General features: G+C 56.0%; 18 protein-coding genes and 1 pseudogene. 11 read left to right on the top strand and 8 right to left on the bottom strand.

All coding sequences use genetic code 11. The features are described 5' to 3' along the window. Positions 1-54: 54 nt before the first annotated feature. Positions 55-828 (bottom strand): transcriptional regulator ExuR, encoded by a 774-nt coding sequence (exuR, locus tag FD737_RS13590; protein WP_034829188.1) that lies wholly within the window; start codon positions 826-828, stop codon positions 55-57. Between the two features lie 95 nt (positions 829-923). After that, complete coding sequence (locus tag FD737_RS13585; protein WP_097119559.1) at positions 924-2225, bottom strand: MFS transporter; 1302 nt, start codon at positions 2223-2225, stop codon at positions 924-926. Positions 2226-2613: 388 nt separating this feature from the next. Between FD737_RS13585 and uxaC the strand changes: the two genes are divergently transcribed. From uxaC to FD737_RS13570, 3 genes are read left to right on the top strand one after another with little or no spacing between them, the layout of a single operon-like run. Further along, positions 2614-4029: a glucuronate isomerase gene (gene uxaC, locus FD737_RS13580; protein WP_160833721.1), complete on the top strand. Its 1416-nt coding sequence runs from the start codon at positions 2614-2616 to the stop codon at positions 4027-4029. Positions 4030-4031: 2 nt separating this feature from the next. Continuing rightward, positions 4032-5480 carry a tagaturonate reductase gene (locus FD737_RS13575; RefSeq protein ID WP_097119561.1) on the top strand — a complete coding sequence of 483 codons (1449 nt, stop codon included), beginning with the start codon at positions 4032-4034 and terminating at the stop codon, positions 5478-5480. A 4-nt stretch (positions 5481-5484) separates the two neighbouring features. Continuing rightward, entirely contained in the window at positions 5485-6975 is a 1491-nt protein-coding gene (locus tag FD737_RS13570) for a UxaA family hydrolase (RefSeq protein ID WP_097119535.1), read from the top strand. An 87-nt stretch (positions 6976-7062) separates the two neighbouring features. On the opposite strand, the gene sstT is transcribed toward FD737_RS13570, so the two are convergent. The 3 genes from sstT to FD737_RS13555 all read right to left on the bottom strand — a co-directional run bounded on the left by sstT (position 7063) and on the right by FD737_RS13555 (position 10751). Continuing rightward, positions 7063-8307, bottom strand: a complete 1245-nt coding sequence (gene sstT, locus FD737_RS13565; RefSeq protein WP_058959524.1) for a serine/threonine transporter SstT — start codon at positions 8305-8307, stop codon at positions 7063-7065. A gap of 228 nt (positions 8308-8535) precedes the next feature. After that, the gene (locus tag FD737_RS13560; RefSeq protein WP_160833720.1) at positions 8536-9507 is read right to left on the bottom strand and encodes a TerC family protein; all 972 of its coding nucleotides are present in this window, start codon (positions 9505-9507) and stop codon (positions 8536-8538) included. A gap of 257 nt (positions 9508-9764) precedes the next feature. After that, a complete protein-coding gene (locus FD737_RS13555) occupies positions 9765-10751 on the bottom strand; it encodes a Gfo/Idh/MocA family protein (RefSeq protein WP_160833719.1) in 987 nt (328 codons plus the stop codon). 139 nt (positions 10752-10890) lie between these two features. Here FD737_RS13555 and FD737_RS13550 point away from each other — a divergent pair, with 139 nt between their 5' ends. Further along, positions 10891-12570, top strand: a complete 1680-nt coding sequence (locus FD737_RS13550; protein WP_160833718.1) for a chloride channel protein — start codon at positions 10891-10893, stop codon at positions 12568-12570. Here FD737_RS13550 and FD737_RS13545 read toward each other — a convergent pair. Continuing rightward, entirely contained in the window at positions 12567-13067 is a 501-nt protein-coding gene (locus tag FD737_RS13545; protein WP_034830993.1) for a M48 family metallopeptidase, read from the bottom strand. The two genes, FD737_RS13550 and FD737_RS13545, sit on opposite strands and share 4 nt — an antisense overlap. Before the next feature lie 81 nt (positions 13068-13148). Between FD737_RS13545 and rlmG the strand changes: the two genes are divergently transcribed. Next, entirely contained in the window at positions 13149-14267 is a 1119-nt protein-coding gene (gene rlmG, locus FD737_RS13540) for a 23S rRNA (guanine(1835)-N(2))-methyltransferase RlmG (protein WP_038644545.1), read from the top strand. Here rlmG and FD737_RS13535 read toward each other — a convergent pair whose 3' ends face one another. Next, positions 14268-16271, bottom strand: coding sequence for an NADPH-dependent 2,4-dienoyl-CoA reductase (locus FD737_RS13535; protein WP_160833717.1), 2004 nt, complete (start codon positions 16269-16271; stop codon positions 14268-14270). 472 nt (positions 16272-16743) lie between these two features. Here FD737_RS13535 and idnD point away from each other — a divergent pair, with 472 nt between their 5' ends. The 3 genes from idnD to FD737_RS13520 all read left to right on the top strand — a co-directional run bounded on the left by idnD (position 16744) and on the right by FD737_RS13520 (position 19948). Further along, positions 16744-17775 (top strand): L-idonate 5-dehydrogenase, encoded by a 1032-nt coding sequence (gene idnD, locus FD737_RS13530; protein ID WP_097119546.1) that lies wholly within the window; start codon positions 16744-16746, stop codon positions 17773-17775. Between the two features lie 9 nt (positions 17776-17784). Then, positions 17785-18549, top strand: a complete 765-nt coding sequence (gene idnO / locus FD737_RS13525) for a gluconate 5-dehydrogenase (protein WP_034830987.1) — start codon at positions 17785-17787, stop codon at positions 18547-18549. A gap of 85 nt (positions 18550-18634) precedes the next feature. After that, positions 18635-19948: a gluconate:H+ symporter gene (locus FD737_RS13520; RefSeq protein WP_160833735.1), complete on the top strand. Its 1314-nt coding sequence runs from the start codon at positions 18635-18637 to the stop codon at positions 19946-19948. A gap of 31 nt (positions 19949-19979) precedes the next feature. Here the strand turns inward: FD737_RS13520 and FD737_RS13515 are convergent. Continuing rightward, positions 19980-20690, bottom strand: a pseudogene (locus FD737_RS13515) (polyphenol oxidase family protein). A gap of 109 nt (positions 20691-20799) precedes the next feature. Here FD737_RS13515 and FD737_RS13510 point away from each other — a divergent pair. From FD737_RS13510 to FD737_RS13500, 3 genes are all read left to right on the top strand, one after another. Beyond that, positions 20800-21609, top strand: a complete 810-nt coding sequence (locus FD737_RS13510) for a 5'-nucleotidase, lipoprotein e(P4) family (RefSeq protein ID WP_160833716.1) — start codon at positions 20800-20802, stop codon at positions 21607-21609. A gap of 580 nt (positions 21610-22189) precedes the next feature. Further along, a complete protein-coding gene (locus FD737_RS13505) occupies positions 22190-22828 on the top strand; it encodes a carbonic anhydrase (protein WP_160833734.1) in 639 nt (212 codons plus the stop codon). Further along, positions 22825-24300 carry a SulP family inorganic anion transporter gene (locus FD737_RS13500; protein ID WP_160833715.1) on the top strand — a complete coding sequence of 492 codons (1476 nt, stop codon included), beginning with the start codon at positions 22825-22827 and terminating at the stop codon, positions 24298-24300. The genes FD737_RS13505 and FD737_RS13500 overlap by 4 nt, the downstream gene beginning before the upstream one ends. Positions 24301-24405: the final 105 nt, after the last annotated feature.

Raw genomic sequence — 24405 nt, 5'->3', positions numbered from 1 at the left:
TGAGCTGACACTATTGCAGATTAACTGACTTATTCGCCTGGAAATGCAGCAGAATCAATAAGAATTGTCATTACCTTCCGGCAGGATGACAGGATTTTCCGCAAACATGTAACGGTCGACATTAAATTCAAAATCGTCGGCGGTGGCGTTAAACAGCATCTGTTTAGTATTTTCCAGGTGCTGCCACATTGCCAGCTTACTGGCGGCGGGATCTTTGCGCATGAGTGCTTTCAGAATCTGGTCATGATCGTCGCACCAGCTGGTGATGTTGCGCGCATCAATATGTTCGTGCAGCTTGAGCCAATAAGGGTTGTGCAGGCGATGCAACCACATCTTCTCGACAATCGCGGCGAGCGCGCTGTTTTGCGTGGATTGCGCGATGCGGACGTGGAAATGCATATCCCATTCTGAATCACGTGAATGGTCTTCCTGGCGGGCTTTTTCCTGAATCGCCATCAACGCCATGATGTCCTGACGCGTGACCTGGGTGGCGGCAAACTCGGCCACGTTACTTTCAATTAGCTGGCGCGCCTGTAACAGCTCAAAGGGGCCGAAGCTGGCAAATTCCAGCTGGCTGGGGGTGGTCTCGCGGTTTTGCTGTTGATTGCTGATGACGTGGATGCCTGAGCCTTTACGTACTTCAACATACCCTTCCACTTCCAGCATAATGATGGCTTCGCGAACCACAGTGCGGCTGACTTCCATCTCTTCAGCAATCAGGCGTTCAGCAGGCAGCTTATCGCCCACGCGATAATCATCCGCCTCGATACGACGTTTGAGTTCACTGGCGAGTTGTTGGTAAAGACGACGGGATTCGTTCAGATCCATTGCGCGGTTCGCTGTGGCAGGGAAGGATGAGTTGTTATACCACTTTGACCGGGTGGAGGAAATGGGCTGACGTGCGCCAGCCCAAAGCGTGGAGATTAAGTGCGAGCTGTTGCCGGTTGTGCCACGTGCTGAACGTCCAGCTCCGATACCGGCTGGTTTTTCAGCACGGTCCAGATCACACAGGCACCGAGCAGGTCAAATACTGCCAGCGCGGCAAACAGCGGACTGAAGCCCAGCGTATCAGCCAATGCACCCACCACCAGCGCAAACAGGGTGCTGGCTGTCCACGCGGCCATGCCGGTCAGGCCATTTGCCGTGGCCACTTCATTACGGCCAAATACATCCGAGGAGAGGGTGATCAATGCACCGGACAGTGCCTGATGGGCGAAGCCACCGACGCACAGCAAACCAATCGCTACGTAAGGGCTGGTAAACAAACCAATGGTGCCCGGTGCAATCATCAGCACCGCGCCCATGGTGACCACCAGTTTGCGCGACACAATCAGGTTCACGCCAAACCAGCGCTGGAACAGCGGTGGCAGGTAACCACCGACGATACAGCCGAGGTCGGCAAACAGCATCGGCATCCAGGCGAACATGGCGATCTCTTTCAGGTTGAAGCCGTAGACCTTAAACATAAACAGCGGGATCCACGCGTTAAAGGTGCCCCATGCCGGTTCCGCGAGGAAACGTGGCAGGGCAATACCCCAGAACTGACGATTACGCAGAATCTGACGGGCTGACATTTTGCTGTTATTGCCGGTCTGATGCTGTACTTCCTGACCGGAAATAATGTAGTGACGCTCTTCATCGCTGAGCTTGGTTTGCTGTTTAGGATGTTTATAAAATATTAACCAGCACAACGCCCACGCCATGCTCAGCACGCCAGTAATGATAAAGGCCAGCTGCCAGCTGTGCGCCAGAATCGCCCATACCACCAGCGGTGGCGCCAGCATCGCACCAATCGATGAACCAACGTTGAAGTAGCCTACCGCGACGGAACGCTCTTTGGCCGGGAACCATTCGCTACTGGCTTTCAGGCCTGCAGGAATCATCGCCGCTTCGGCCGCGCCCACCGCGCCACGTGCCAGCGCAAAACCGCCCCAGCTGCCTGCCATGGCGGTGGCAGCACAGAAGATCGCCCAGAGGATGGCAAACACCGCGTAGCCAATTTTGGTGCCCAGCAAATCCAGCACATAACCTGCCACAGGTTGCATCACGGTGTAGCACGCCGAATAGGCGGCGACGATATAGGAATATTGTTGGGTGGTAATACCCAGCTGCGTTTCCAGCGTCGGCGCGGCCACGGCAATGGTATTACGTGTCAGGTAACCGAGTATGGTGCCCACTGTCACCAGCCCAATCATGTACCAGCGTAGCCCTTTGATCTTACGCATCATTAACCTCTTCCAGTCTGTCGTAACACTTGCCATTAAAGGTAGGGGAGTACTTGAGCACTCCCGCTGGCGGCGTTGACGAATCAGACCTGCCGCCTTGTTGTTATGAGATGTGCCATGAGGTTCGGCATCAACGAGGCGAGAGATTAACTTGTTATACAACTTTAAAAGTTGAATGCCATCACAAAAACCCTGCATGTGCTGTGTGATCCGCTAAACAGGCGTTATAACAGCAAGTTAGTGCAATGTGGCTGACTATTTTGTCCATATACCCACAGGGAAACTGTCATTATTGTGAGGTCTATCGCAAACAATTTTGCCGATCGTCAAAATTGGTATGATAACTTTGAATCAGAAGCCAATTGGCCCCAAACATGAGGAAGCAGGTATGTCGCGTTTTATGAGTGAGGATTTTCTACTCGATAGCGAGTTCGCCCGTCGTCTGTACCATGACTACGCCAAAGACCAGCCGATTTTCGACTATCACTGCCATTTACCGCCGCAGCAGATTGCCGAAAATTACCGCTTCACCAATCTCTATGACATTTGGCTGAAAGGCGATCATTACAAATGGCGAGCGATGCGTGCTAATGGCGTACCCGAAGCGCTGTGCACCGGCGACGCCAGCGATCGCGAGAAATTCAACGCCTGGGCACGCACGGTGCCGCACACTATTGGCAATCCGCTGTATCACTGGACGCACCTTGAGCTGCGCCGTCCGTTTGGCATTACCGATGTATTGCTGAATGAGCAGAGCGCGGATCGCATCTGGCAGCAGTGCAATGAGCTGCTGGCGCAGGATGCCTTTAGCGCACGCGGCATCATGCAGCAGATGAAGGTGAAAATGGTCGGTACCACTGACGATCCACTTGACGATCTGCAACACCATCGCACGCTGTCGGACGATGCCAGCTTTAGCGTTAAAGTGCTGCCAAGCTGGCGTCCGGATAAAGCTTTCAACATTGAGCTGGATACCTTCCTGCCGTGGATTCAGCGCCTGGAACAGGTCGCCGATGTCAGCGTGCAACGTTTTGATGATCTGCGCCGCGCGTTGAGCCTGCGTCTCGATCATTTTGCCGCACACGGCTGTAAAATCTCCGACCATGCGCTGGACGTAGTGCTGTTTGCCGAGGCCGATGAAAGCACGCTGGATAGTATCCTGGCGCGTCGCCTGCAAGGTGCTGCACCGACGCAAGAAGAAGTGGCGCAGTTCAAAACAGCGGTGCTGGTGTGGCTTGGCAGCGAATATGCGCGTCGCGGCTGGGCGCAGCAATATCACATTGGCGCGCTGCGTAATGCTAATCGTCGGCAGTTCGATATTCTCGGCCCGGATGTAGGCTTTGACTCCATCAATGACGCGCCGATGGCGATCCCGCTGGGCCGTTTACTGGATGCGCAGAACCGCAACAATGCACTGCCGAAAACCATTCTTTACTGCGTTAACCCACGCGACAACGAAGTGCTGGCGACCATGGCGGGCAATTTCCAGGGCGAAGGTGAACCCGGCAAGATGCAGTTTGGTTCCGCATGGTGGTTTAACGATCAGCTTGATGGCATGCATCGTCAGATGACGCAGCTGGCGCAAATCGGCCTGTTGAGTCGCTTCGTCGGCATGCTCACCGACAGCCGCAGTTTCCTCTCCTACACCCGCCACGAATACTTCCGTCGCCTGCTGTGCCAGATGATCGGCAATTGGGTTGAACGCGGGGAAGCGCCAGCCTACGAAGCGCTGTTGGGGCAGATGGTGCAAAACATCTGCTTTAACAATGCGCGCGATTACTTCGGCATTGAGTTGGGAGCCTGATGATGCAGCGGCTAAACCGTCACGATTTCCCCGGCGCAAGCTATAGCGAGCGCGTGATCCAGTTTGGGGAAGGCAACTTCCTGCGGGCGTTTATTGACTGGCAGCTCGACTGGCTCAATGAGCATCAGGGCACCGATGCGGGCGTGGTGGTGGTGCGGCCGCGCAATCGCGTGGTGGAAGACTCACTGAATCAGCAGGACGGTTTGTACACCACGCTGATCCGTGGATTGAACACGCAGGGCGAGCAGGTAAGTGAAACCCGCCTAATCCGCAGCCTCAATCGCGAGATCCAGCCCTATCAGCAGTTTGAGGGTTTTCTCGCACTGGCCCGTGCGCCGCAGATGCGCTTTGTGTTCTCTAATACCACCGAAGCAGGCATTGCCTTTGTTGAGCAGGATCGGCTGGAGGATGCGCCAGCCTCTTCCTTCCCAGGCAAGTTGACACAACTGCTATGGGCGCGCTTCCGCCACTTTGGCGGTGCGGCAGAGAAAGGCTGGTTGATCGTGCCGTGCGAGTTAATCGATCACAACGGCGATGCACTGCGTGATCTGGTGCTGCGCTATATCAAGCACTGGCAGCTGCCGCCGGAATTTGCCCGCTGGGTGCTGGATCATTGTGCGTTCTATAACACGCTGGTGGATCGCATCGTTACTGGCTATCCAGCCGATGGCACCAATATCGCTGCACAACTGGGTTACGAAGATCGCTATCTGGTGGCTGGCGAAGTTTATTACCAGTTTGTGATTCAGGGGCCCGATGCGCTGGCGCAAGAACTGAAACTCGCCGCGCTGGCGCCGGAAGTGAAGTTCGTCGATGACATCACGCCCTACAAAGCGCAGAAGGTGGCGATCCTCAACGGTGCGCACACCGCGATGGTGCCGGTGGCGTTTCAGGCCGGACTGGAGAGCGTCGGCGAGGCGATGGATGACGCCGCCATTGCGAACTATGTTAATGCGCTGCTGCGTGAGGAAGTGATTCCGACGCTGGATCTGCCGCGCGATGAACTGCACGCCTTTGCCGATGCAGTACAGCGTCGCTTCCGCAATCCGTTTATCCGCCATGCGCTGCTTTCGATTGCACTCAACGGCATGACCAAATTCCGTACCCGTTTGCTGCCACAGCTGTTGTTGTCTCAGCAGCAAACCGGCCAATGGCCACCGCGCCTGACCTTCGCCTTTGCCGCGCTACTGGCGTTTTATCGCGGCAAGCAGGGCGACCAGCAGTGGACTTTACAAGACGACGACCACTGGTTGCAGCAGTTCGCGGAGCTGTGGCCAGCGGTAAACCAGGACACATTGACCCCGGAACAGCTGGTGCAGGCGGTACTCAGCAACCGCTCACACTGGGGCGAAGATCTCACTCAGCGGCCCGGATTAGTGGCCGCAGTCAGCCAACACCTGCAAAACATCGTTGTCCACGGGATGCGGACGGCGCTGGTACAACTGAGATAACGCTATGCAAGATGCGATAAGAATCCATTCGCGCGACAACGTGGCGGTAGCGCTGCGCGATTTACCTGCCGATACCAAAGTCGAGATTGATCGCCAGTTCATTACCTTGCAGCAAGAGGTTGGGCGCGGTCACAAATTCGCGCTGACGCCGCTGGCAACGGATGCGCTGGTAATCAAATACGGCTTGCCGATTGCCCATGCCACGCGCCCGATCGCCATTGGCGAAATCATTCACTCCAGCAACGCCCGCACCAATCTGAGCGATGTGGATGAGTACGACTACCAGCCGGAGTTTCTCGATATCCCCGCTCAGGCCGGCGATCGCGAGGTGCAGATTTACCGCCGCGCCAGTGGTGAAGTCGGTATTCGTAATGAGCTGTGGATTCTGCCAACGGTGGGCTGTGTGAACGGCATCGCCCGGCAGATTCTGTCGCGCTTCCTCAAGGAGACCAACGAGGCAGAAGGGATCGATGGGGTGCACCTGTTCAGCCACCCGTTTGGCTGTTCTCAGCTCGGTCAGGATCATGAAAACACCCGCACCATGCTGCAAAACATGGTACGCCATCCCAATGCTGGTGCGGTGCTGGTGATTGGTCTGGGCTGTGAGAACAATCAGGTGGATGTGTTCCGCGAAACGCTGGGCGGCTTCGACAGTGACCGCGTGCACTTTATGGAGTGTCAGAAGCAGGACGACGAAGTCGAAGCGGGGTTGGAGCAGCTACATGCGCTGTACAATGTGATGCGTGGCGATCAGCGCCAGCCGGGTAAGCTCAGCGAACTGAAGTTCGGACTGGAGTGCGGCGGTTCTGACGGTTTCTCTGGCATCACCGCCAACCCGATGCTGGGCTGCTTCTCCGATCAAATGATCGCTAACGGCGGCACTACAGTGCTGACCGAAGTGCCGGAAATGTTTGGTGCAGAGCGCATTTTGATGAGCCGCTGCCGTGACGAAGCTACCTTCGATAAAACCGTGGCGATGATCAACGACTTCAAGCGTTACTTTATCGACCATCAGCAGCCGATCTATGAGAACCCATCGCCGGGTAACAAGGCGGGCGGTATCACCACGCTGGAGGAGAAATCCCTTGGCTGCACGCAGAAAGCCGGGCAGAGCCAGGTGGTGGATGTACTGAAATATGGCGAGCGTCTGGTCACGCCTGGCCTCAATCTGCTGAGCGCGCCAGGAAACGATGCGGTGGCCACCAGCGCGCTGGCGGGCGCAGGTTGTCATATGGTGTTGTTCACCACCGGACGCGGCACGCCCTATGGCGGATTCGTGCCTACCGTGAAGATTGCCACCAACTCGCAGCTGGCAGAGAAGAAGCCGCACTGGATCGATTTTAATGCCGGGCGTTTGATTGAGGGCATGAGCATGCCGGAGATGCTGGAGGATTTCGTCGATATGATTGTGGCGATTGCCAACGGTCAACCGGCGCGTAACGAAGCCAATGATTTCCGCGAGTTAGCGATATTTAAGAGCGGTGTCACGCTGTAAACATCAGGTGCGATCGATGTGCATCTGACATCAATCACACCTGCTTATCTTAAGGGCGGCATCTGTGCCGCCCTGTGCAATGCCAATCTATTCTGCTTCAGACACCGTGCGCGGTTCGCGCTCGGCTTCCGCTTGGCACACCGCTGCCGTAAACAGAATGTCGGTTGAAGAGTTCAGCGCTGTCTCGGCGGAATCCTGCAATACGCTGATGATAAAGCCGATGGCCACTACCTGCATCGCCAGGTCATTCGGAATGCCAAACATATTACAGGCAACCGGAATCAACAGCAGCGAACCGCCGGCCACACCCGAGGCGCCACAGGCACAAATCGAGGCCACAAAACTCAGCAGGATTGCCGTCGGCACATCCACGGAAATGCCCAGCGTGTGTACCGCCGCCAGTGTCAGCACCGTGATGGTGGTCGACGCGCCCGCCATACTGATCGTCGCGCCAAGCGGAATAGACACAGAATAAGTATCTTCATCAAGATTCAGGCGTTTGGCGATCGCCATATTTACTGGAATATTTGCGGCAGAGCTGCGGGTAAAGAAGGCGGTCACGCCACTTTCACGGATGCAGGTAAACACCAGCGGATAAGGGTTACGACGAATCTTTTGGAACACCAGAATCGGATTCACCACCAATGCCATGATGGCCATGCATCCCAGCAGCAGCGCCAGCAGCGTTGCGTACTCCTCAAGTGCACCAAAGCCGGTTGAGGCCAGAATCGAGGCCACCAGACCAAAAATCCCCAGCGGCGCACAGCGAATCACGCAACGCACCACCCACGTCGCCGCATGCGAAGCATCGGTAAGAAACGCCTTGCTGCTTGGGCTGGCATGGCGGAAGGCCAGACCGAGGCCGATGGCCCACACCAGAATGCCGATATAGTTGGCGTTGAGTAACGCGTCAATCGGGTTAGCCACCATGCTCATCAACAGACCGTGCAGCACTTCGGTAATGCCAGACGGCGGTGAAATTTCGGTTGCGCCCACGTTCATTGACAGAGTTTGCGGGAACAGATGGCTCAAGGTGACTGCGACCACAGCGGCAAAGAAGGTGCTCAACAGATAGAGCATGATGATGGGACGGATGTTGGTTTTCTGCCCTTGTTGATGATTAGCAATCGAAGAAATCACCAAAACCAACACCAGCAGCGGGGCCACCGCCTTCAGGGCGCGAACGAACAGTTCACCCAGCAGACCTACGGCCAGAGCGGCATCACGTGAGAACCACGCCAGCGCTACGCCGGCAATCAGGCCAATCATGATTTGTTTTACCAGGCTTCCTGCGAACAGCGCGCCCAGACGTCCAATAAAGTTATTTAGCATAGTTCGGTCTTTTTATAGCGGTATGAGTGTTGTGCGCGGTTGCTCCGCGCCAAACGGTTTGCCCGGCGGAGTATAAGGAAAAGTCCTGGTGAGGGAAGAGATAATTCTGGACGTGCGGCGCAGATCGGTTTTTTGATCTGCTGACGATGTGAAATGTGACAGAGCTATGAAAGGTGAAATTTGCAGCTGGCGAAACAAAGCAGGGGCGATTACCGCCCCTGCAGAAGATTATGATGAGATGCGTTTCTGGTCGTTTCTGTGGTTAACCCAGGCGTTAATCAGCAGGGTACCGCCCAGAATCACGCCCACCACCGACAGTGAGATGCCCACCGGGATATGGTAGAACTCGACGATCAGCATCTTGATACCAATAAACACCAGCACAATCGCCAGGCCATATTTCAGCATCGAGAAGCGCTCAGCCACGTTCGCCAGCAGGAAGTACATGGCGCGCAGACCGAGAATCGCGAACAGGTTCGAGGTCAGGACGATAAAGGGATCGGTCGTCACTGCGAAGATCGCCGGAATACTATCAACCGCGAAAATCACATCGCTTAGCTCCACCATGATCAGCACCAGCAGTAGCGGGGTGGCAAACAGCACGCCATTTTTGCGGGTGAAGAACTTCTCGCCTTCGAGATTATCCGTCATGCGCAGATGTTTACGCAGCCAGCGCACCACCGGTTTGTCGCCCACTGCCGCGTCATCGCCTTCTTTGGCAAACGCCATTTTCAGGCCGGTGAACAGCAGGAAAGCGCCGAACACGTAGAGGATCCAGCTGAACTGCGTCACCAGATAGCTGCCGGCGAAGATCATGATGGTACGCAATACGATCGCGCCCAGCACGCCATACACCAGCACGCGGCGTTGCAGGTTTGCCGGAATAGCGAAGTAGCTGAACAGCATCAGCCAGACGAAGACGTTATCCACCGCCAGTGCTTTTTCCAGCACGTAGCCGGTAAGGAAGGCAAGGGTTTGTGCGGTCGCCACTTCACGGCCCGCGGTGCCTTCGAGGTACCACCAGAACGCAGCGCTGAACAGCAGAGAAACGGAGATCCATACCAGCGACCAAACGGTGGCCTGCTTGAATGACATGGTTTGTGCGCCGCGACGTCCCTGTAAGAAGAGATCGATCGCCAGCATGATGAGCACAACAACAGCGAAGCTGCCCCAGAGTAACGGTGTGCCTACAGTGTGCATAGTTGTATTCCTGTCCGGAAAATAAAAAAGCGGCTAAGTCAGAAGACGTTAGCCGCTTTGATCAAGCTGCAAGCAAACCTCGCCTTCCGGCAAGGTCTCACTTACAACTCAGAATAGATTCCGGGTTGCCTGACGACCGGATGCGTTTAGCATCGTAATGACGATCAATCAGCTTACAAGTTACTCCCCTTTGCAGCGGTCAAGATACGTCCAACCGCGCAAGGATTCAATGGGGAGTTTGAAATATTCTGCAATATTTACACTTGAGCCTGGTCTGCCGGGAACACCACGCCAGTCTGGCGGCGGATTTCCGTCAGCAGTTTTGCTGTGATGCGCGAGGCCTCCAGCGCCGGATGCTCGACCTGGCGCTGCTCAACCCGTTGGGCAAAGGCCTCGGCTTCATACAGCATGGTGTTGATATGCTGCGGTTGCGTCAGATTCTGGCTCTCGCCACCGCGTGGGATAAAGCGTAACTGCTGGCATTCCGAGATTTTCTCAATCACCAGTGAGCCGGCTTCGCCCTGAATTTCGCTCGGAATCAGTGAATCGCTCACCTTGGAGTGCAGCAGCGTGACATCAAAATCGCCGTAGCTCAGCACCACTGCACCGTGCGCATCGACGCCACTCTCCAGCAGCGAGGCCTGCGCTTTCACCTGCTGCGGTTCGCCCCACAATGTGACGGCAGCGGCCAGGCAGTAAAAGCCAATGTCCATAATCGAACCGTTCGACCAGCGCGGATTAAAAGTATTGGGATTTTCGCCGTCGATATAACGCTGATAGCGTGAGGAGTACTGGCAGTAGTTAATCAACGCTTTACGCAGCTTGCCAAGTTGCGGCAGGGTGTTCTGCAGTTGCAGGAAGGTCGGCAGGCTGGCGGTTTTAAATGCTTCAAACAGCACTACCTGATGCTGGCGCGCGCAGGCGATCATCGCCTCGGCCTCACGCAGATTCGATGCCATCGGCTTTTCGCAAATCACATGTTTGCCGTGCGACATAAACAACATCGCTTGCTCAGCGTGTAACGCATTCGGGCTGGCGATATATACCGCATCGATTTCCGGGCTGTCCGCCAAATCGTCGAGGGAAGTGAAGGTAAGTTTGCAGGGATAGTCAGCGATAAAGGCATCCGCCTGTGACTGCTGGCGCGAATAGACACCGCTTAACTTCATTTTGCCGGTCTCATGCGCGGCGTCGATAAACTGGCGGGTTATCCAGTTGGTTCCCACAATGGCAAAACGAATCACGGCTTTGTACTCCTGCAACAGTAAAGCGGCAGAGTAGCATGTTCAGCGGATCGTTCGTCAGACGAAATTTGATCATGCGATCCGCATTCCAATATGATGATGCGGCACATTTTTTTAACCAGCTAGCGGGGACGCGCGGGTGAGTGGAAGTAAACATGCATTGAACTGGACCACACTGCTGATTGCTATCCCCGTGGGATTCGTCGCGTCGCTGGTGACCTTAGCATTTCGCGGCGTCATTGATTTGATTAACCGCCTGCTGTTTAACAGCGATAGCGAAATCACCGTGGCGATGCATGTCTGGCCATGGATCTTCTGGCCGCTGCTGGTGGGCGCGGGCGGTGTGCTGGCGGGGTTCTTCCTGCGCTATGCCGTGGCGATTGAGAAACAGGAAACGGTTAAAACCGACTATCTCGAAGTGATCAACGCGCGCCTGGATGCGGTGCCGACCAAAACCTCGCTGTTTCGTGCACTCTCCTCGATTGCCAGTATCGGCAGCGGTGCTTCGATTGGTAAAGAGGGGCCGATGGTGCAGCTCTCCGCGCTGAGTGGCAGCCTGATGGGCCGCTGGTTCCCGCAGATGCGTAACAGCGATATTGTGGCGATGGCGTCAGCGGCAGGGCTCTCTTCGGTGTACCACGCGCCGCTGGCCTCAGCGATATTTGTCGCTGAAATTGCCTTTGGTATCTCGGCGCTGCAGCGGCTGATCCCGCTGATTGTCGCCTCGGCGGTGGCGGTGATGACCATGTGGTCACTTGGCTTTCGCAGTGCGCTCTATCCGCTCTCCGAAGCCTTGTTCCAGATGGATATCAGCAGTTTGTTGATGACCATTCTGATTGGCGTGGTGGCCGGTTTTGCCGGTTGGTTGCTGATAAAGTTGATTGCCCGCAGCAAAACGCTATTTGGTAGTATTAAATCATTGCCAGCACGTCTGGGGCTTGGTGGCTTAGCGGTGGGCTTTCTGGCGCTTATATCCACCGATATTCTGGGCAACGGCTACGAAGTGATCGTGAAGATTATCGATGGTCACTATGTGCTGGCTGGATTGATTGGCCTGCTGGTGCTCAAAACCCTGGCCACCACGCTGTCGGTGGGATCGAACGCGGTGGGCGGTCTGTTTACCCCTTCGCTACTGATTGGTGCGCTGCTCGGCGTGGCGCTGGCGCAGATGGGCGTGGCACTTCATCTGCCGGTTGGCGATAGCCTGCTTTACGCGGCGATTGGTATGGCGGCGGTATTAGCGGCCGTGAGTCAGGCGCCGTTAATGGCGATGCTGATGGTGCTGGAGATGACGCTCAACAGCAGCCTGTTATTCCCGATCATGATCGCCTCGGTGCTGGCTTCCATGGTGGTGTATCGGCTGCAATCGGCCAGCACCTACCCGGTGGTGAGCAACCACTTTAGCCGCTCAGAAGCCAAATTCGATTTCGATAATATGCGCGTAGATCAGCTGATCATTCCTGGTGCGGCGCTCCAGCCGGAAGAGTCTGTGGGGCAGGCGCTGGCAGTCAGTTCGCTGAAGCGCGAACGCTATGTGTATGTGATCAACAGTGCGGGGCAATTCCTGGGGGTAGTATCAATCCATGATATCTCGCGCAAGGTGCTGTCACAGGAGATCACCCTCGATTCACCGGTCAGCAGCGTGATGGACGATAACTTCCCGTGCATTTATCAGAACCAGAGTATGCGTGAAGGCTGGGAGGCCTTTGCTCGCGTGACGCTGGAGCGTTTACCGGTGCTCAACAATCCACAAGAGCGCCGCTTTATGGGTGCCTTGACCAAAACCAGTTTGATTCAGAAGGCGCAGGAGTTTCTTTAAGCCGCGTTACCGCGCATCGCCTGATCCGTCATCCACAGGCGCGCATCGAACTCCAGCTGGTGGTAATCCGGCTCCATATGGCAGCAAAGCTGGTAGAACGCTTTGTCGTGATCCTTCTCTTTCAGGTGCGCCAGTTCGTGCACCACGATCATGCGCAGGAACGGTTCCGGTGCCAGACGGAAGAAGGTGGAGATACGAATCTCGGCTTTGGCTTTCAGGTTGCCGCCCTGCACACGCGAGATGGCGGTGTGCAGGCCAAGCGCATGTTTCATCACCTTGATTTTGTTATCCCAGATCACTTTGCTCACTGGCGGCGCGCTGCGCATATAACGATTTTTCATTGCCTGGGTGTAATCATACAGCGCACGGTCACTGACAATATTGTGCGTGTCAGGATAGCGTTCCTGCAAAAAGCTGCCCAATCGCTGATTATCAATCAGCAACTGCACCTGTTCGAGGATGTTTTCAGGATAACCCTGCAAATAGATTAATGACATTGGGATTCCCGACGAAAGACAGTATACTGCGCCCCCTTTTTAGGGCGAAAATCGCGCAAAGTGTACCACGCCGGAGATTCCATGAGCCAACTTGAACTGACCAATCGCACGCTGACCTTGCAGCGCTTCCCGCCGATGCGTGAAGAAAGCCCGTTACAGGCGTGGGATTCCGCCGATGAATATCTGTTGCAGCAAGAACTGCCAGAAGGACCGGTGCTGGTGTTCAACGACAGCTTTGGTGCGCTGACCTGCGGACTGAACGGCCGTGAAGTGTGGCACGTCAGCGACTCGCTGCTGAGCGAGCAGGCGGCGAAACAGAACCTGCGTCTTAATGAGATGGACGAAGATCAGGTGCACTTTATCGATAGCCTGGCGCCGCTACCAGCTGCGCCTGCTGTCGTACTGATTAAAATCCCGAAAGCGCTGGCTCTGCTGGAGCACCAACTGCGCGCGCTGCGTAAAGTGGTGACGCCAGACACGCTGATCCTCGGCGCGGCCAAAGCCAAAGACATCCACAACTCCACGCAGCAGCTGTTCGATCGCATTCTCGGTGAGAGCAAAACTTCGCTGGCGTGGAAAAAATCTCGTCTGATCTACTGCACATACAGTGCACCTCAGCTGCCGGAGGTGTCAGAGACCACGGTGTGGCCGCTGGACGATTCCTCTTACCAGATTCACAACCACGCTAACGTGTTCTCTCGCGGATCGCTGGACGTGGGTGCGCGTTTCTTTATGCAGCATCTGCCGTCAGATATTGAAGGGGAAATCCTCGATCTTGGCTGCGGCAACGGCGTGATTGGTTTATTGGCGCTGGAACAGAACCCGCAGGCGGACGTGCTGTTCTATGACGAATCTTACATGGCCGTGGCGTCCAGTAAGCTCAACGTGGAAGTGAACCGCCCGCAGGATCTGGCGCGCTGTCAGTTCCGCGTCAACAACGTGCTGAGTGGCTTCCCGTCGGATCGTCTGCACGCGGTACTGTGCAACCCGCCGTTCCATCAGCAGCACGCGGTGACCGATCATCTGGCCTGGCAAATGCTGCGTGATGCCAAACGTTGCCTGCAGTACGGCGGCGAGTTGCGTATTGTCGGCAACCGCCACCTCGGTTATCACGTCAAAATGAAAAAGCTGTTTGGCAACTGTGAGCTGGTGGCGTCTAACGCCAAGTTCGTGGTGCTGCGTTCGGTCAAACTGCGTTAATCACACGCTGAGCGCCAGCTCAGTGGCCTGTGCGATGGCGCGGCGAGCATCCAGCTCCTGCGCCACATCGGCTCCGCCAATCAGCTTTACCGCTTTACCGCGTGCGGCCAGCTCATCCGCCAGCTGACGCAACGGTTCCTGCCCGGCACAAATCACCACGTTATCCACCGCCAGCGTGATCGGCTCGCCCTGATGGCGCAAGTGCAATCCGGCATCATCAATCTTCAGATACTCCACGTCGCCCCACATCTGCACGCCGTGCGCCTGCAAACTGGCGCGATGGATCCAACCGGTGGTTTTCGCCAGCCCGGCGCCGGGCTTGCCGGATTTACGCTGTAACAGCCAGATTTGCCGATCCGCTGCCAGCGGCTGCGGACGGGCTAACCCGCCGCGCGCCTGTAAGCTGTGATCGATGCCCCAGCTCTGATAGAAATCTTCGTGCGCGTTTTGATGCAGCAAAAACTCGGCGGTATCAAAGCCAATACCGCCCGCACCAATAATGGCGACGCGCTGGCCGACCGGCTTTTTATCGCGAATCACATCGAGGTAGCTGAGTACGCTGGCATGGTCGATGCCGGGAATCGACAACTGACGCGGCGCAATACCGGTGGCGATCACCACTTCATCCACACTTTCCAGCTCATCAGCGCTCACGCGATGCTCGGTGCGAATCGCCACGCCCTGTGTCTCCAGCTGATGGCGGAAGTAGCGCAGTGTCTCGCTAAACTCCTCTTTACCGGGGATTTGACGCGCAATATTAAACTGGCCGCCAATCTGCGCATCGGCTTCATACAGCGTGACCTGATGGCCGCGCTCGGCTGCCTGTAGCGCGAACGCCATACCCGCCGGGCCGGCACCGACCACCGCAATCTGTTTAGGCTGTTCAGCAGGGATCACCGGCATCAGGGTTTCGTGGCAGGCGCGGGGATTAACCAGACATGAAGTGACTTTGCCGACAAAGATCTGATCGAAACAGGCCTGATTGCAGGCGATGCAGGTGTTGATGGCCTCCGGCTGCCCGGCCTGCGCTTTGCGCACAAAGGCCGCATCGGCAAGAAACGGACGTGCCATCGACACCATATCGGCAATGCCATCGCGCAGCAGCGATTCCGCCACCTGCGGATGGTTGATACGGTTAGTGGCAATAACGGGTACGGATACCGCTTCACGCAGATGCTGCGTCACCCACGCAAAACCGGCACGCGGTACGCAGGTGGCGATGGTCGGGATGCGCGCTTCGTGCCAGCCAATACCGCTGTTGAACAGCGTTACACCGCGCTGCTCCAGCGCCTTTGCCAGCGTCAGCGTCTCTTCCAGCGAACTGCCGTTATTTACCAGATCGAGCATCGACAGGCGGAAGATGATGATAAACGCCGGGCCGACCGCCTCGCGCACCGCCTGCGTAACCTCCAGTGCAAAGCGCCGACGGCGCTGCACATCGCCGCCCCACTCATCGTCACGATGGTTGGTGTGCGCCACCAGGAACTGATTAATCAGATAACCTTCGGAGCCCATGATCTCGACGCCGTCATAACCGGCCTGCTGGGCCAACCTGGCGCACCGGGCAAAGTCCGCAATGGTCTGACGAATCTCGCCATCGCTCAGTTCGCGCGGCGTGAAAGGGTTAATCGGTGCCTGCAACGCTGAAGGCGCAACCAAATCGCGTTGATAGCTGTAACGCCCGGCATGCAGAATTTGCAGCGCGATTTTGCCGCCCTCGGCATGCACCGCATCGGTGAGGGTGCGATGCCAGTCGCACTGGCTCTCCTGATTGAGGATGGCGCCGCCGTGTGCCACCACGCCCTGTGGGTTGGGTGCGATGCCTCCGGTCACAATCAGTGCCACGCCTCCCCGCGCGCGTTCCGCATAAAACGCGGCTAATCGTGTGGCGCCATCAGTGTGTTCTTCCAGCCCGGTGTGCATGGAACCCATCAGAAAACGATTCTTTAGTTGGGTAAATCCCAGATCCAGCGGGGCAAACAGGTGGGCGTAATGCTCAGTCATGAACACAGTCTCGGAAAGTGGTCGGATGAGTCAACTTTAGCGGGAATTGGTTGGGATGGAAATTCGCGGTGTTCAGGCTGTGAGAAACCTCAAAAAAAGCAGGGCGACAGGTCGCAGGCGAAAGGTTCGGACTCCTTCGCCCGGCACGGGAAGAGACCTGTGCACCCTGAAACAGCTTGAAGATGAGGGCTAATGATTTAGCTCTATAGTTATGACTCCTGTCAGACTCAATCCAGACGACTTTCCCGGGTGAGGGTGCGGCGATAATGACATAGCTCACTGTGGTTAATCCCCAAGACGAGTCTTGGTTTTCCCCAGCAAAAAGTGATCCCGCTTCCATCTTCTGTACGAGCAGTTCACGTTCCAGGTAACAGCTATTTCGTAACATGATTTAGAGTGATCTGGTTCACAGTTTTCAGCCTCTGATCCCGCTTTGATAGCCCCCATTGCAACAGCAACAAATGGGGAAACCATGAATATCGAAACGCAATCCTGCGTGATTACCGGGAAAAAACAGGTCAGCGTCGCACCGCAACAGGTGAATTGGGACGGCACAGGCACGCTGGTGCGTATTACGCGCGGCGGCATTTGTGGATCTGACCTGCATTACTATCAGGAAGGCAAAGTCGGCAGCTTCGAAGTCAAAATGCCGATGATCCTCGGTCATGAAGTGATTGGTCATGTGGTGGAAAGCGACAACCCGGACCTGAAGCCGAATCAGAAAGTGGCGGTCAATCCCTCCAAACCGTGCGGCGAGTGCAAATACTGCCAGCGCGATCAGGAAAACCAGTGCACCTCGATGCGCTTCTTCGGCAGTGCGATGTATGTGCCGCATGTCGACGGCGGTTTCACCCAGTACAAAGTGGTGGACAGCAAACAGTGCGTGCCTTTCCCACAGGATGCTGATGAAACCGTGATGGTGTTTGCCGAGCCGCTGGCGGTGTGTATTCACGCCACGCATCAGGCGGGCGATCTTACCGGCAAGCACGTGTTCATTTCCGGCGTCGGTCCGATTGGCTGCTTAATTGCGGCGGCAGCGAAAGCGCGCGGTGCCGCCTCTGTGGTGTGCAGCGACATTAGCGAGCGTTCGCTGGAGATGGCGCAGCAGATGGGCGCGACCGATGTGATCCATGCCGCCGAGGGCGATTTCACGCCTTATCTGGCCGACAAAGGCTATTTCGATGTGGCGTTTGAGGCTTCTGGCCATCCTTCCTCGTTACAGCGCTGCCTCGATGTGGTGTGCGCCAAAGGTACGCTGGTGCAGGTCGGCATGGGTGGCACTATCCCGAACTTCCCGATCATGGCGCTGATTGCCAAAGAGATTCAGCTGGTCGGTTCTTTCCGCTTTACCCATGAATTCAACACCGCCGTTGAGTGGCTGGCGAACGGTGTGGTCAATCCGCTGCCGCTGTTCAGCGGTGAATACGATTTGCAGGACATCGACGCGGCTTTGCAGTTTGCCGGCGATAAAACCCGTGCGGCGAAAGTCCAGTTAACCTTTTAAGGAGCAGTGATGAGTCAGTTATTTTCCCTCGAAGGCAAGCGTGTATTACTCACCGGTTCGGCGCGCGGTATTGGTTTTCTGCTGGCGCGTGGCCTGGGTGAAGCCGGCGCAGAAGTGATCGTCAACGCCACCACCAAAGAGGGGGCAGAGCAGGGCGCGGCGAAACTGCGCGAGCTGGGCCTGCGCGCCCATGCCAAAGCCTTTGATGTGACGCAGTCTGCGCAGGTGCAGCAGGCGGTGGATGAGATTGAAGCCGAATGGGGACCGATTGATATTCTGGTGAACAACGCCGGGATCCAGCGCCGCCGTCCGTTCCTCGAATTCCCGGAGCAGGACTGGAATGACGTGATTGCCGTTAACCAGACCGCCGTGTTCCTGGTCTCTCAAACCGTGGCGAAAAAAATGGTCGATCGCCAGCGCGGTAAAATCATCAATATCGGTTCGATGCAAAGCGAACTGGGCCGCGACACCATCACGCCTTACGCGGCATCCAAAGGTGCCGTCACCATGCTGACGCGCGGTATGTGCGTCGAGCTGGCGCGCCATAACATCCAGGTGAACGCCATTGCACCGGGCTACTTCGTCACGGAGATGACCCAGGCGCTGGCCGACGATCCGGCCTTTACCGGTTGGCTCACCAAACGCACGCCAGCCGCCCGCTGGGGTAAACCGGAAGAGCTGATCGGTGCTGCGGTGTTCCTCGCCTCGGGCGCGTCTGATTTCGTCAATGGTCACTTGCTGTTCGTTGATGGCGGTATGCGCGTCGCCGTGTAATGTCATGGCGCGGCTGGCATTTTCGCCGGGCCGCGCCTAAACCTTAATCACCCCTCTGTATTCCTAAGGATAATAAAAAAAACCAATAACCATTATTGTGCTGGGTGTGATACTGCTGCTGGTATTGATGATTGTATTTAAGGTCAACGGCTTTATTGCGTTGGTGTTTGTCTCGGCGGTGGTGGGTATTGCCGAAGGGATGACGCCGCTCAACGTGATGGCCTCGATCCAGAAAGGTATCGGTTCGACGCTCGGTGGATTAGCGATGATCCTCGGCTTCGGTGCCATGCTCGGGCGATTAGTCTCGGACACCGGTGCGGCACAACGCGTCGCTACTACGCTGATTGCCGCTTTTGGTAAAGAACGCCTGCAATGGGCGCTGGTGGTCACCGGATTGATCGTCGGTCTGGCGATGTTCTATGAAGTGGGCTTCGTGCTGCTGCTGCCGCTGGTGTTCACCATCGTTGCTGCTGCCGGTTTGCCGCTGCTGTACGTCGGCGTGCCGATGGTGGCTGCGCTCTCCGTGACGCACTGCTTCCTGCCGCCGCATCCTGGCCCAACCGCTATCGCCACCATCTTTGGCGCTAACCTCGGTACCACGCTGCTGTACGGCATGATCATCACCATCCCGACGGTGATTGTGGCCGGTCCGATCTTCTCGAAATTCCTTAAAAGCTTTGAGAAGTCGCCGCCGGAAGGCTTGTATAACCCGAAAATCTTCACCGAAGAAGAGATGCCGGGCTTCGGTATCAGTATCTTCGCCGCCATCATCCCGGTGGTGCTGATGGCGATTGCAGCGGTATTTGAGCTGACCACGCCAAAAGAAAACCCGCTGCGTCAGTTCTTCGAGTTCATCGGTAACCCGGCCGTGGCGCTGTTTATTGCCGTGGTGATAGCGGTGCTGACGCTGGGTCTGCGTAATGGCCGCAAGATGGAAGAAGTGATGGATATGTGCGGTGAGTCGATTGCCGCCATCGCCATGATCGTCTTCATTATTGCCGGTGGTGGTGCGTTCAAGCAGGTGCTGGTGGACAGCGGCGTGGGCAACTATATCGCGGACATGATGAAAGGATCGTCGCTCTCTCCGTTGCTGATGTGCTGGACGGTGGCAGCGATGCTGCGTATCGCGCTGGGATCGGCCACGGTTGCGGCGATCACCACCGCTGGGATCGTCACGCCGATCATCGCGGTGACCCATGCCGATCCGGCATTGATGGTGCTGGCGGTAGGTTCGGGCAGCGTGATCGCCTCACACGTCAACGATCCGGGCTTCTGGCTGTTTAAGGGCTACTTCAACCTGAGCGTGGTGGAGACCCTGAAAACCTGGACGGTGATGGAGACGCTGATCTCGATCCTCGGCCTGGCCGGTGTGCTGGCACTCAACGCCATCATTCACTGATGCAATGGGCTGCACAAGGATGTGCAGCCACTCAGTCGCGACGACGAATCCACGAAAATCGCGATTGATAGCCGCTGTCAAAATGGGTGTTGTAGCGATAGCTCGATCCCGACTCCGCCATGCAATAAGTGCAGACGTTTAACACCTCGATCTGCTCGGCAGGAATGCCACGCTGTAACAGCAACCCTCGCGCCAGATGCGGCAAATCAAACCACACGCCCTAATGATGCGCCCGCGCCTGCGGACGGATCGCCGCGCTATTGCGTGGTTGCTCGCTTGCCCACTGCAGCGCAGGTAAATCTGCACGTTGCTGCATCTGCGTCACCAAATCTTTGCCCAGCTCATAACAGCACGGACCAATCGCCGGTCCGATGGCGACATGCAGCGTTTCAGTGCGGGCGCCAAGATTAAGCAAGCCGTCAATGGCACTGTTCAGCACTCCACTCAGCGTGCCTTTTAATCCGGCGTGCACTGCCGCCACCTGATGCTGCGCGCTATCAGCGAACAGTACCGGCAAACAGTCAGCGGTATACACCGCCACCGGCAGCTGGTTTTCCCCAATCACGCCATCGGACTCGCAGCTTTTCGGCGGCAGGTTTTGGGTTGCCAGCACCACCTGGGCGCTGTGGCGCTGCTGGCCATAGGCGGCGTCCGTAGGCACCGGTTGGCCCGCAGGCTGAAAGGCATAGTCGAGCCACGGCAGGGCATCAAGCAGCGTTGAACGCGGTCCGGCATGTGACATAAGTGTCTCCTTTGACAGGGCGGCAGCTTTCTTCTGCCCACAGCTTACGTTAACTGCTACATTTTTAAAGCTTTACACAAACTGACCATAATCACTTAAGGATGATCTGATGAAAAACACCTCTTTGCTGGCAGCGTCCGGCATTCTTGCGCTGCTGCTGACCGGGTGCGCGCAACCGGCCAAACAGCAGGCGCAGCAGCAGCTCGGCCAGCAATCGGTATTGGCAGTGAATTGGTTCCAGCAGTCCGGTGAGTATCAGGCATTAAGCTGGCAGGCATTTAACACTGCGCGCATGGCGTTTGATGCTGCGCCATCGCTGGCGGGCAAACCGAAAGCGGTGATCGTCGATCTCGATGAAACTATGATCGATAACAGTGCCTATAGCGCATGGCAGGCGAAAAACGGCCAGCCGTTCTCCGGCAAAACCTGGTCAGCCTGGACTCAGGCGCGTCAGGCCACCGCCGTGCCGGGCGCGGTGGAGTTCGCCAACTACGTCAACAGCCATGGCGGCACCCTGTTCTACGTCTCGAACCGCGACCAGAAGGATTACGCTGCGACGGTGGACAACCTCAACAAGCTGGGCTTCAGCGGCGTGAGTGACAAAACCGTGCGTCTCAGCACCGGAAACTCCAATAAGCAGGCGCGCTTCGATGCGATTAAAAACGCGGGCTACAACGTGGTGCTGTACGTGGGCGATAACCTGAATGACTTTGGCGGCGCGACCTGGCATCAGGGTAATGCGCAGCGTCAGCAGTTCGTCAGCCTCAATCATCAGCACTTTGGTACGCAATTTATCGTGCTGCCTAACCCGCTGTACGGCGACTGGGAAAGCGGCATGGCGGAGAACTACAACAAACTGACGCCGGAACAGCAGCTGCAGGTACGTGAAGCGCGTATGAAAGCGTGGAACGGTAAATAATTCGTCAAGCGAATTAGCGCCTGTTGCGGCAGGCGCGGTGATTTTAATTCAGGGCCAGTGATATTTACTTTTCATCGTCATTATTATTCTCCTTATTATTTTCCTGATCTCTTGCTTAATTACAGGTAAGTGATTGGCGGAAAATATCGCCATTTTGCTTTTTACCCAGTGAATGACTCCAATCATAAATTTTATAATTAAGATTTTTCTCAACTCAAATCATTCAATTCACCATACTAGTGCAAAGGCATGAAAAGACTGCGTGTATATTTTTGTCGATTCATTCCAGATGCATAATTTAATTATCAAATTAAATGCATGATTAACATAACAAATATTGTTTTTTAATCAATTCTCTCGGCTTGCATTAAATTACTTTTAATCGACACTTCCTGACGTTTATTTTACAGGGAGTACGATTTTGTCGTGTGCGGAAATATTGATTGTGCAACCACAAGCATTAGCAGCTATAAACAATTTATGTGAGGAAGCTCGGCTTTCATCCTCCATCGATCGTCTTAGCGGCGTTTAAAACCCTGTGACTTAGCCTGAAAACGATATTTCTGCACGTAGAGAGAAGATAATTGTGACGACACTTAAACCCTTATTAGCGAAAAATCGCAGTTGGGCATTACAGCGCCGCGAGCGTAATCCAGATTATTTCGAACAATATCTGCATCAACAAAAACCGCATTCGCTGTGGATCGGCTGTTCCGATAGCCGTGTACCTGCCGAAGTGCTGACTGGCTCGCATCCCGGCGAACTGTTTGTGCATCGCAACATCGCCAATATGGTGGTGCCCGATGACGATAACCTGATGAGCGTGCTGCAATACGCGATTTTCTACCTCGGCGTGGAGCGCATTGTCCTGTGCGGCCACTACGGCTGCGGCGGCGTGCAGGCCGCGCTGGGGTTGCCCGCCAGCCCGCTGGCAAAAGAGGATTCGGCGCTGGCAAGACGCATCGCCGCGTTGCGCAGTAGTCTGCAGCAAGGATTGGTGGAATATCACGCCAGTGCTGAGGAAGAGGAGAGCAGTAAGCTCAACCGCTTAGTCGAAGCCAACGTCATCGCCCAGTTTGCTCAGTTAGTGGCGTGTGAGCCAGTGCGACAGGCCTGGCAAGCCGGGCAATCGCTGGAAGTGTTTGGCTGTGTGTATGACCTGCAGTCGGGTCATCTGAAAGAGCTTACTCAGCAATCTGCAGAGGAATCGGTGCCATGAATCTGAACACGCTGCGTCAGGATATTCCCGCCGGTCTGGTGGTGTTTTTGGTGGCGCTGCCGCTGTGCCTTGGCATCGCGCAGGCCAGCGGTTTACCGCCGTTTGCCGGATTGCTCACCGGGGTGATCGGCGGCCTGCTGGTCACTTCACTGAGTCCCTGGCGTTTTGCCGTCAGCGGCCCGGCGGCAGGTTTGGTGACTATTGTGGTGGCCTCGATCCAGACGCTTGGCAGCTTCTCCGCTTTCCTCACCGCGCTGATTCTGGCGGGCGTGTTGCAGTGCCTGCTTGGTTTGCTGCGAGCCGGTCGCTTCATTTCGCTGGTGCCGGGCAGTGTGATCAAAGGGATGCTGGCGGCGATCGGTATTTTGCTGATTATGCAGCAGATCCCGGTGGCCTTCGGTGCCGCAGGTGATGCTGAGCTGGTATCGCTGGTCAATGGCGAATTTCAGTTTTCGCTAGGCGCGATGCTGGTGGCGGGCATCGGTCTGCTAATTCTCTGGCTGTGGACCACGCCGATAGTGAAATCGGTCAAGCTGCTTGGTTGGATTCCGGGCCCACTGGTGGCCGTGTTGTTCGGCTGCATGGCGACGGTATTTGGCGATCGCCTGTTCCCGAGCCTGGAGGAAGGGCTACCGCGTATTGCGTTGCCAGCCTTTGATAGCCTGTCAGCGCTGGCGGCGGAACTGGAAACCCCGGACTGGCTGGCGTGGCAAAATCCTTCAGTCTGGGTGGTTGCCGTGACGCTGGCGCTGGTGGCAAGCCTGGAAACGCTGCTGAGTCAGGAGGCGCTGAAAAAACTGCGTCCGCAGCATCCGGCACCTTCGCCAAATAAAGAGATGTTCGCACAGGGCATCGGCAACCTGACTGCTGGTTTCCTTGGTGCGATGCCGATTACGGCGGTGATTGTGCGCAGTTCGGTGAACGTCAGTGTCGGGGCGCAAACTAAACTGTCGATTTTGATCCACGGCGCGCTATTGCTGATCTGCGGCTTGTGGTTCAGCGATCTGCTCAACGCCATCCCTTTAGCCAGCCTTGCCGCTGTCTTGCTGTATACCGGCTATAAGCTGGCAACGCCGCGCCTGTTCGTTGAACAGTTCCGCATGGGCGCTCAGCAGTACGTGCCGTTCCTCGCCACCATCGGCGGCATTATTGTGTTCGGCATGCTGGCCGGGATTGGTATCGGTATCGCCACGCAGATTCTCTATAGCATCTACAAAAGCCACCGCAACGCGCTGCAGCTTACCCGCTATGACGATCACTACGTGCTGCGCTTCCAACAAAACCTCACCTTTATGCACAACCCAAAACTGCAGGGATTGCTGGCGGAGATCCCGGAAAACAGCACGGTGATTGTTGATCACGATAACGCCGAGTACCTGGATCCGGACGTCAAAGCGGTACTAGAGGATTTCGGCGAAAACGCGCGCGATCGTGGTATTCGTCTGAGTCAGTGGCCCGTTGCGGTTAAATAGCAATAACGCTTTGCTGAAAAACTGGTTTTTAGCGTAAAAATCGGATATCTCGGATATCCGATTTTTTTATTTGCAGGGCATAATTGCAGCAGCTCTCATCCTTGT

This window comes from Pantoea sp. Seng (genome assembly GCF_009829935.1).
GTDB lineage: Bacteria > Pseudomonadota > Gammaproteobacteria > Enterobacterales > Enterobacteriaceae > Pantoea > Pantoea communis.
This window is presented reverse-complemented; position numbering and strand designations above follow the sequence as displayed.

Excerpts from the sequence above, each read along its gene's own strand:
- exuR (WP_034829188.1), bottom strand. The coding sequence starts at position 828 with ATGGATCTGAACGAATCCCGTCGTCTTTACCAACAACTCGCCAGTGAA.
- FD737_RS13585 (WP_097119559.1), bottom strand. The coding sequence starts at position 2,225 with ATGCGTAAGATCAAAGGGCTACGCTGGTACATGATTGGGCTGGTGACA.
- uxaC (WP_160833721.1), top strand. The coding sequence starts at position 2,614 with ATGTCGCGTTTTATGAGTGAGGATTTTCTACTCGATAGCGAGTTCGCC.
- FD737_RS13575 (WP_097119561.1), top strand. The coding sequence starts at position 4,032 with ATGCAGCGGCTAAACCGTCACGATTTCCCCGGCGCAAGCTATAGCGAG.
- FD737_RS13570 (WP_097119535.1), top strand. The coding sequence starts at position 5,485 with ATGCAAGATGCGATAAGAATCCATTCGCGCGACAACGTGGCGGTAGCG.
- sstT (WP_058959524.1), bottom strand. The coding sequence starts at position 8,307 with ATGCTAAATAACTTTATTGGACGTCTGGGCGCGCTGTTCGCAGGAAGC.
- FD737_RS13560 (WP_160833720.1), bottom strand. The coding sequence starts at position 9,507 with ATGCACACTGTAGGCACACCGTTACTCTGGGGCAGCTTCGCTGTTGTT.
- FD737_RS13545 (WP_034830993.1), bottom strand. The coding sequence starts at position 13,067 with ATGTCATTAATCTATTTGCAGGGTTATCCTGAAAACATCCTCGAACAG.
- rlmG (WP_038644545.1), top strand. The coding sequence starts at position 13,149 with ATGAGCCAACTTGAACTGACCAATCGCACGCTGACCTTGCAGCGCTTC.
- FD737_RS13535 (WP_160833717.1), bottom strand. The coding sequence starts at position 16,271 with ATGACTGAGCATTACGCCCACCTGTTTGCCCCGCTGGATCTGGGATTT.
- idnD (WP_097119546.1), top strand. The coding sequence starts at position 16,744 with ATGAATATCGAAACGCAATCCTGCGTGATTACCGGGAAAAAACAGGTC.
- idnO (WP_034830987.1), top strand. The coding sequence starts at position 17,785 with ATGAGTCAGTTATTTTCCCTCGAAGGCAAGCGTGTATTACTCACCGGT.
- FD737_RS13510 (WP_160833716.1), top strand. The coding sequence starts at position 20,800 with ATGAAAAACACCTCTTTGCTGGCAGCGTCCGGCATTCTTGCGCTGCTG.
- FD737_RS13500 (WP_160833715.1), top strand. The coding sequence starts at position 22,825 with ATGAATCTGAACACGCTGCGTCAGGATATTCCCGCCGGTCTGGTGGTG.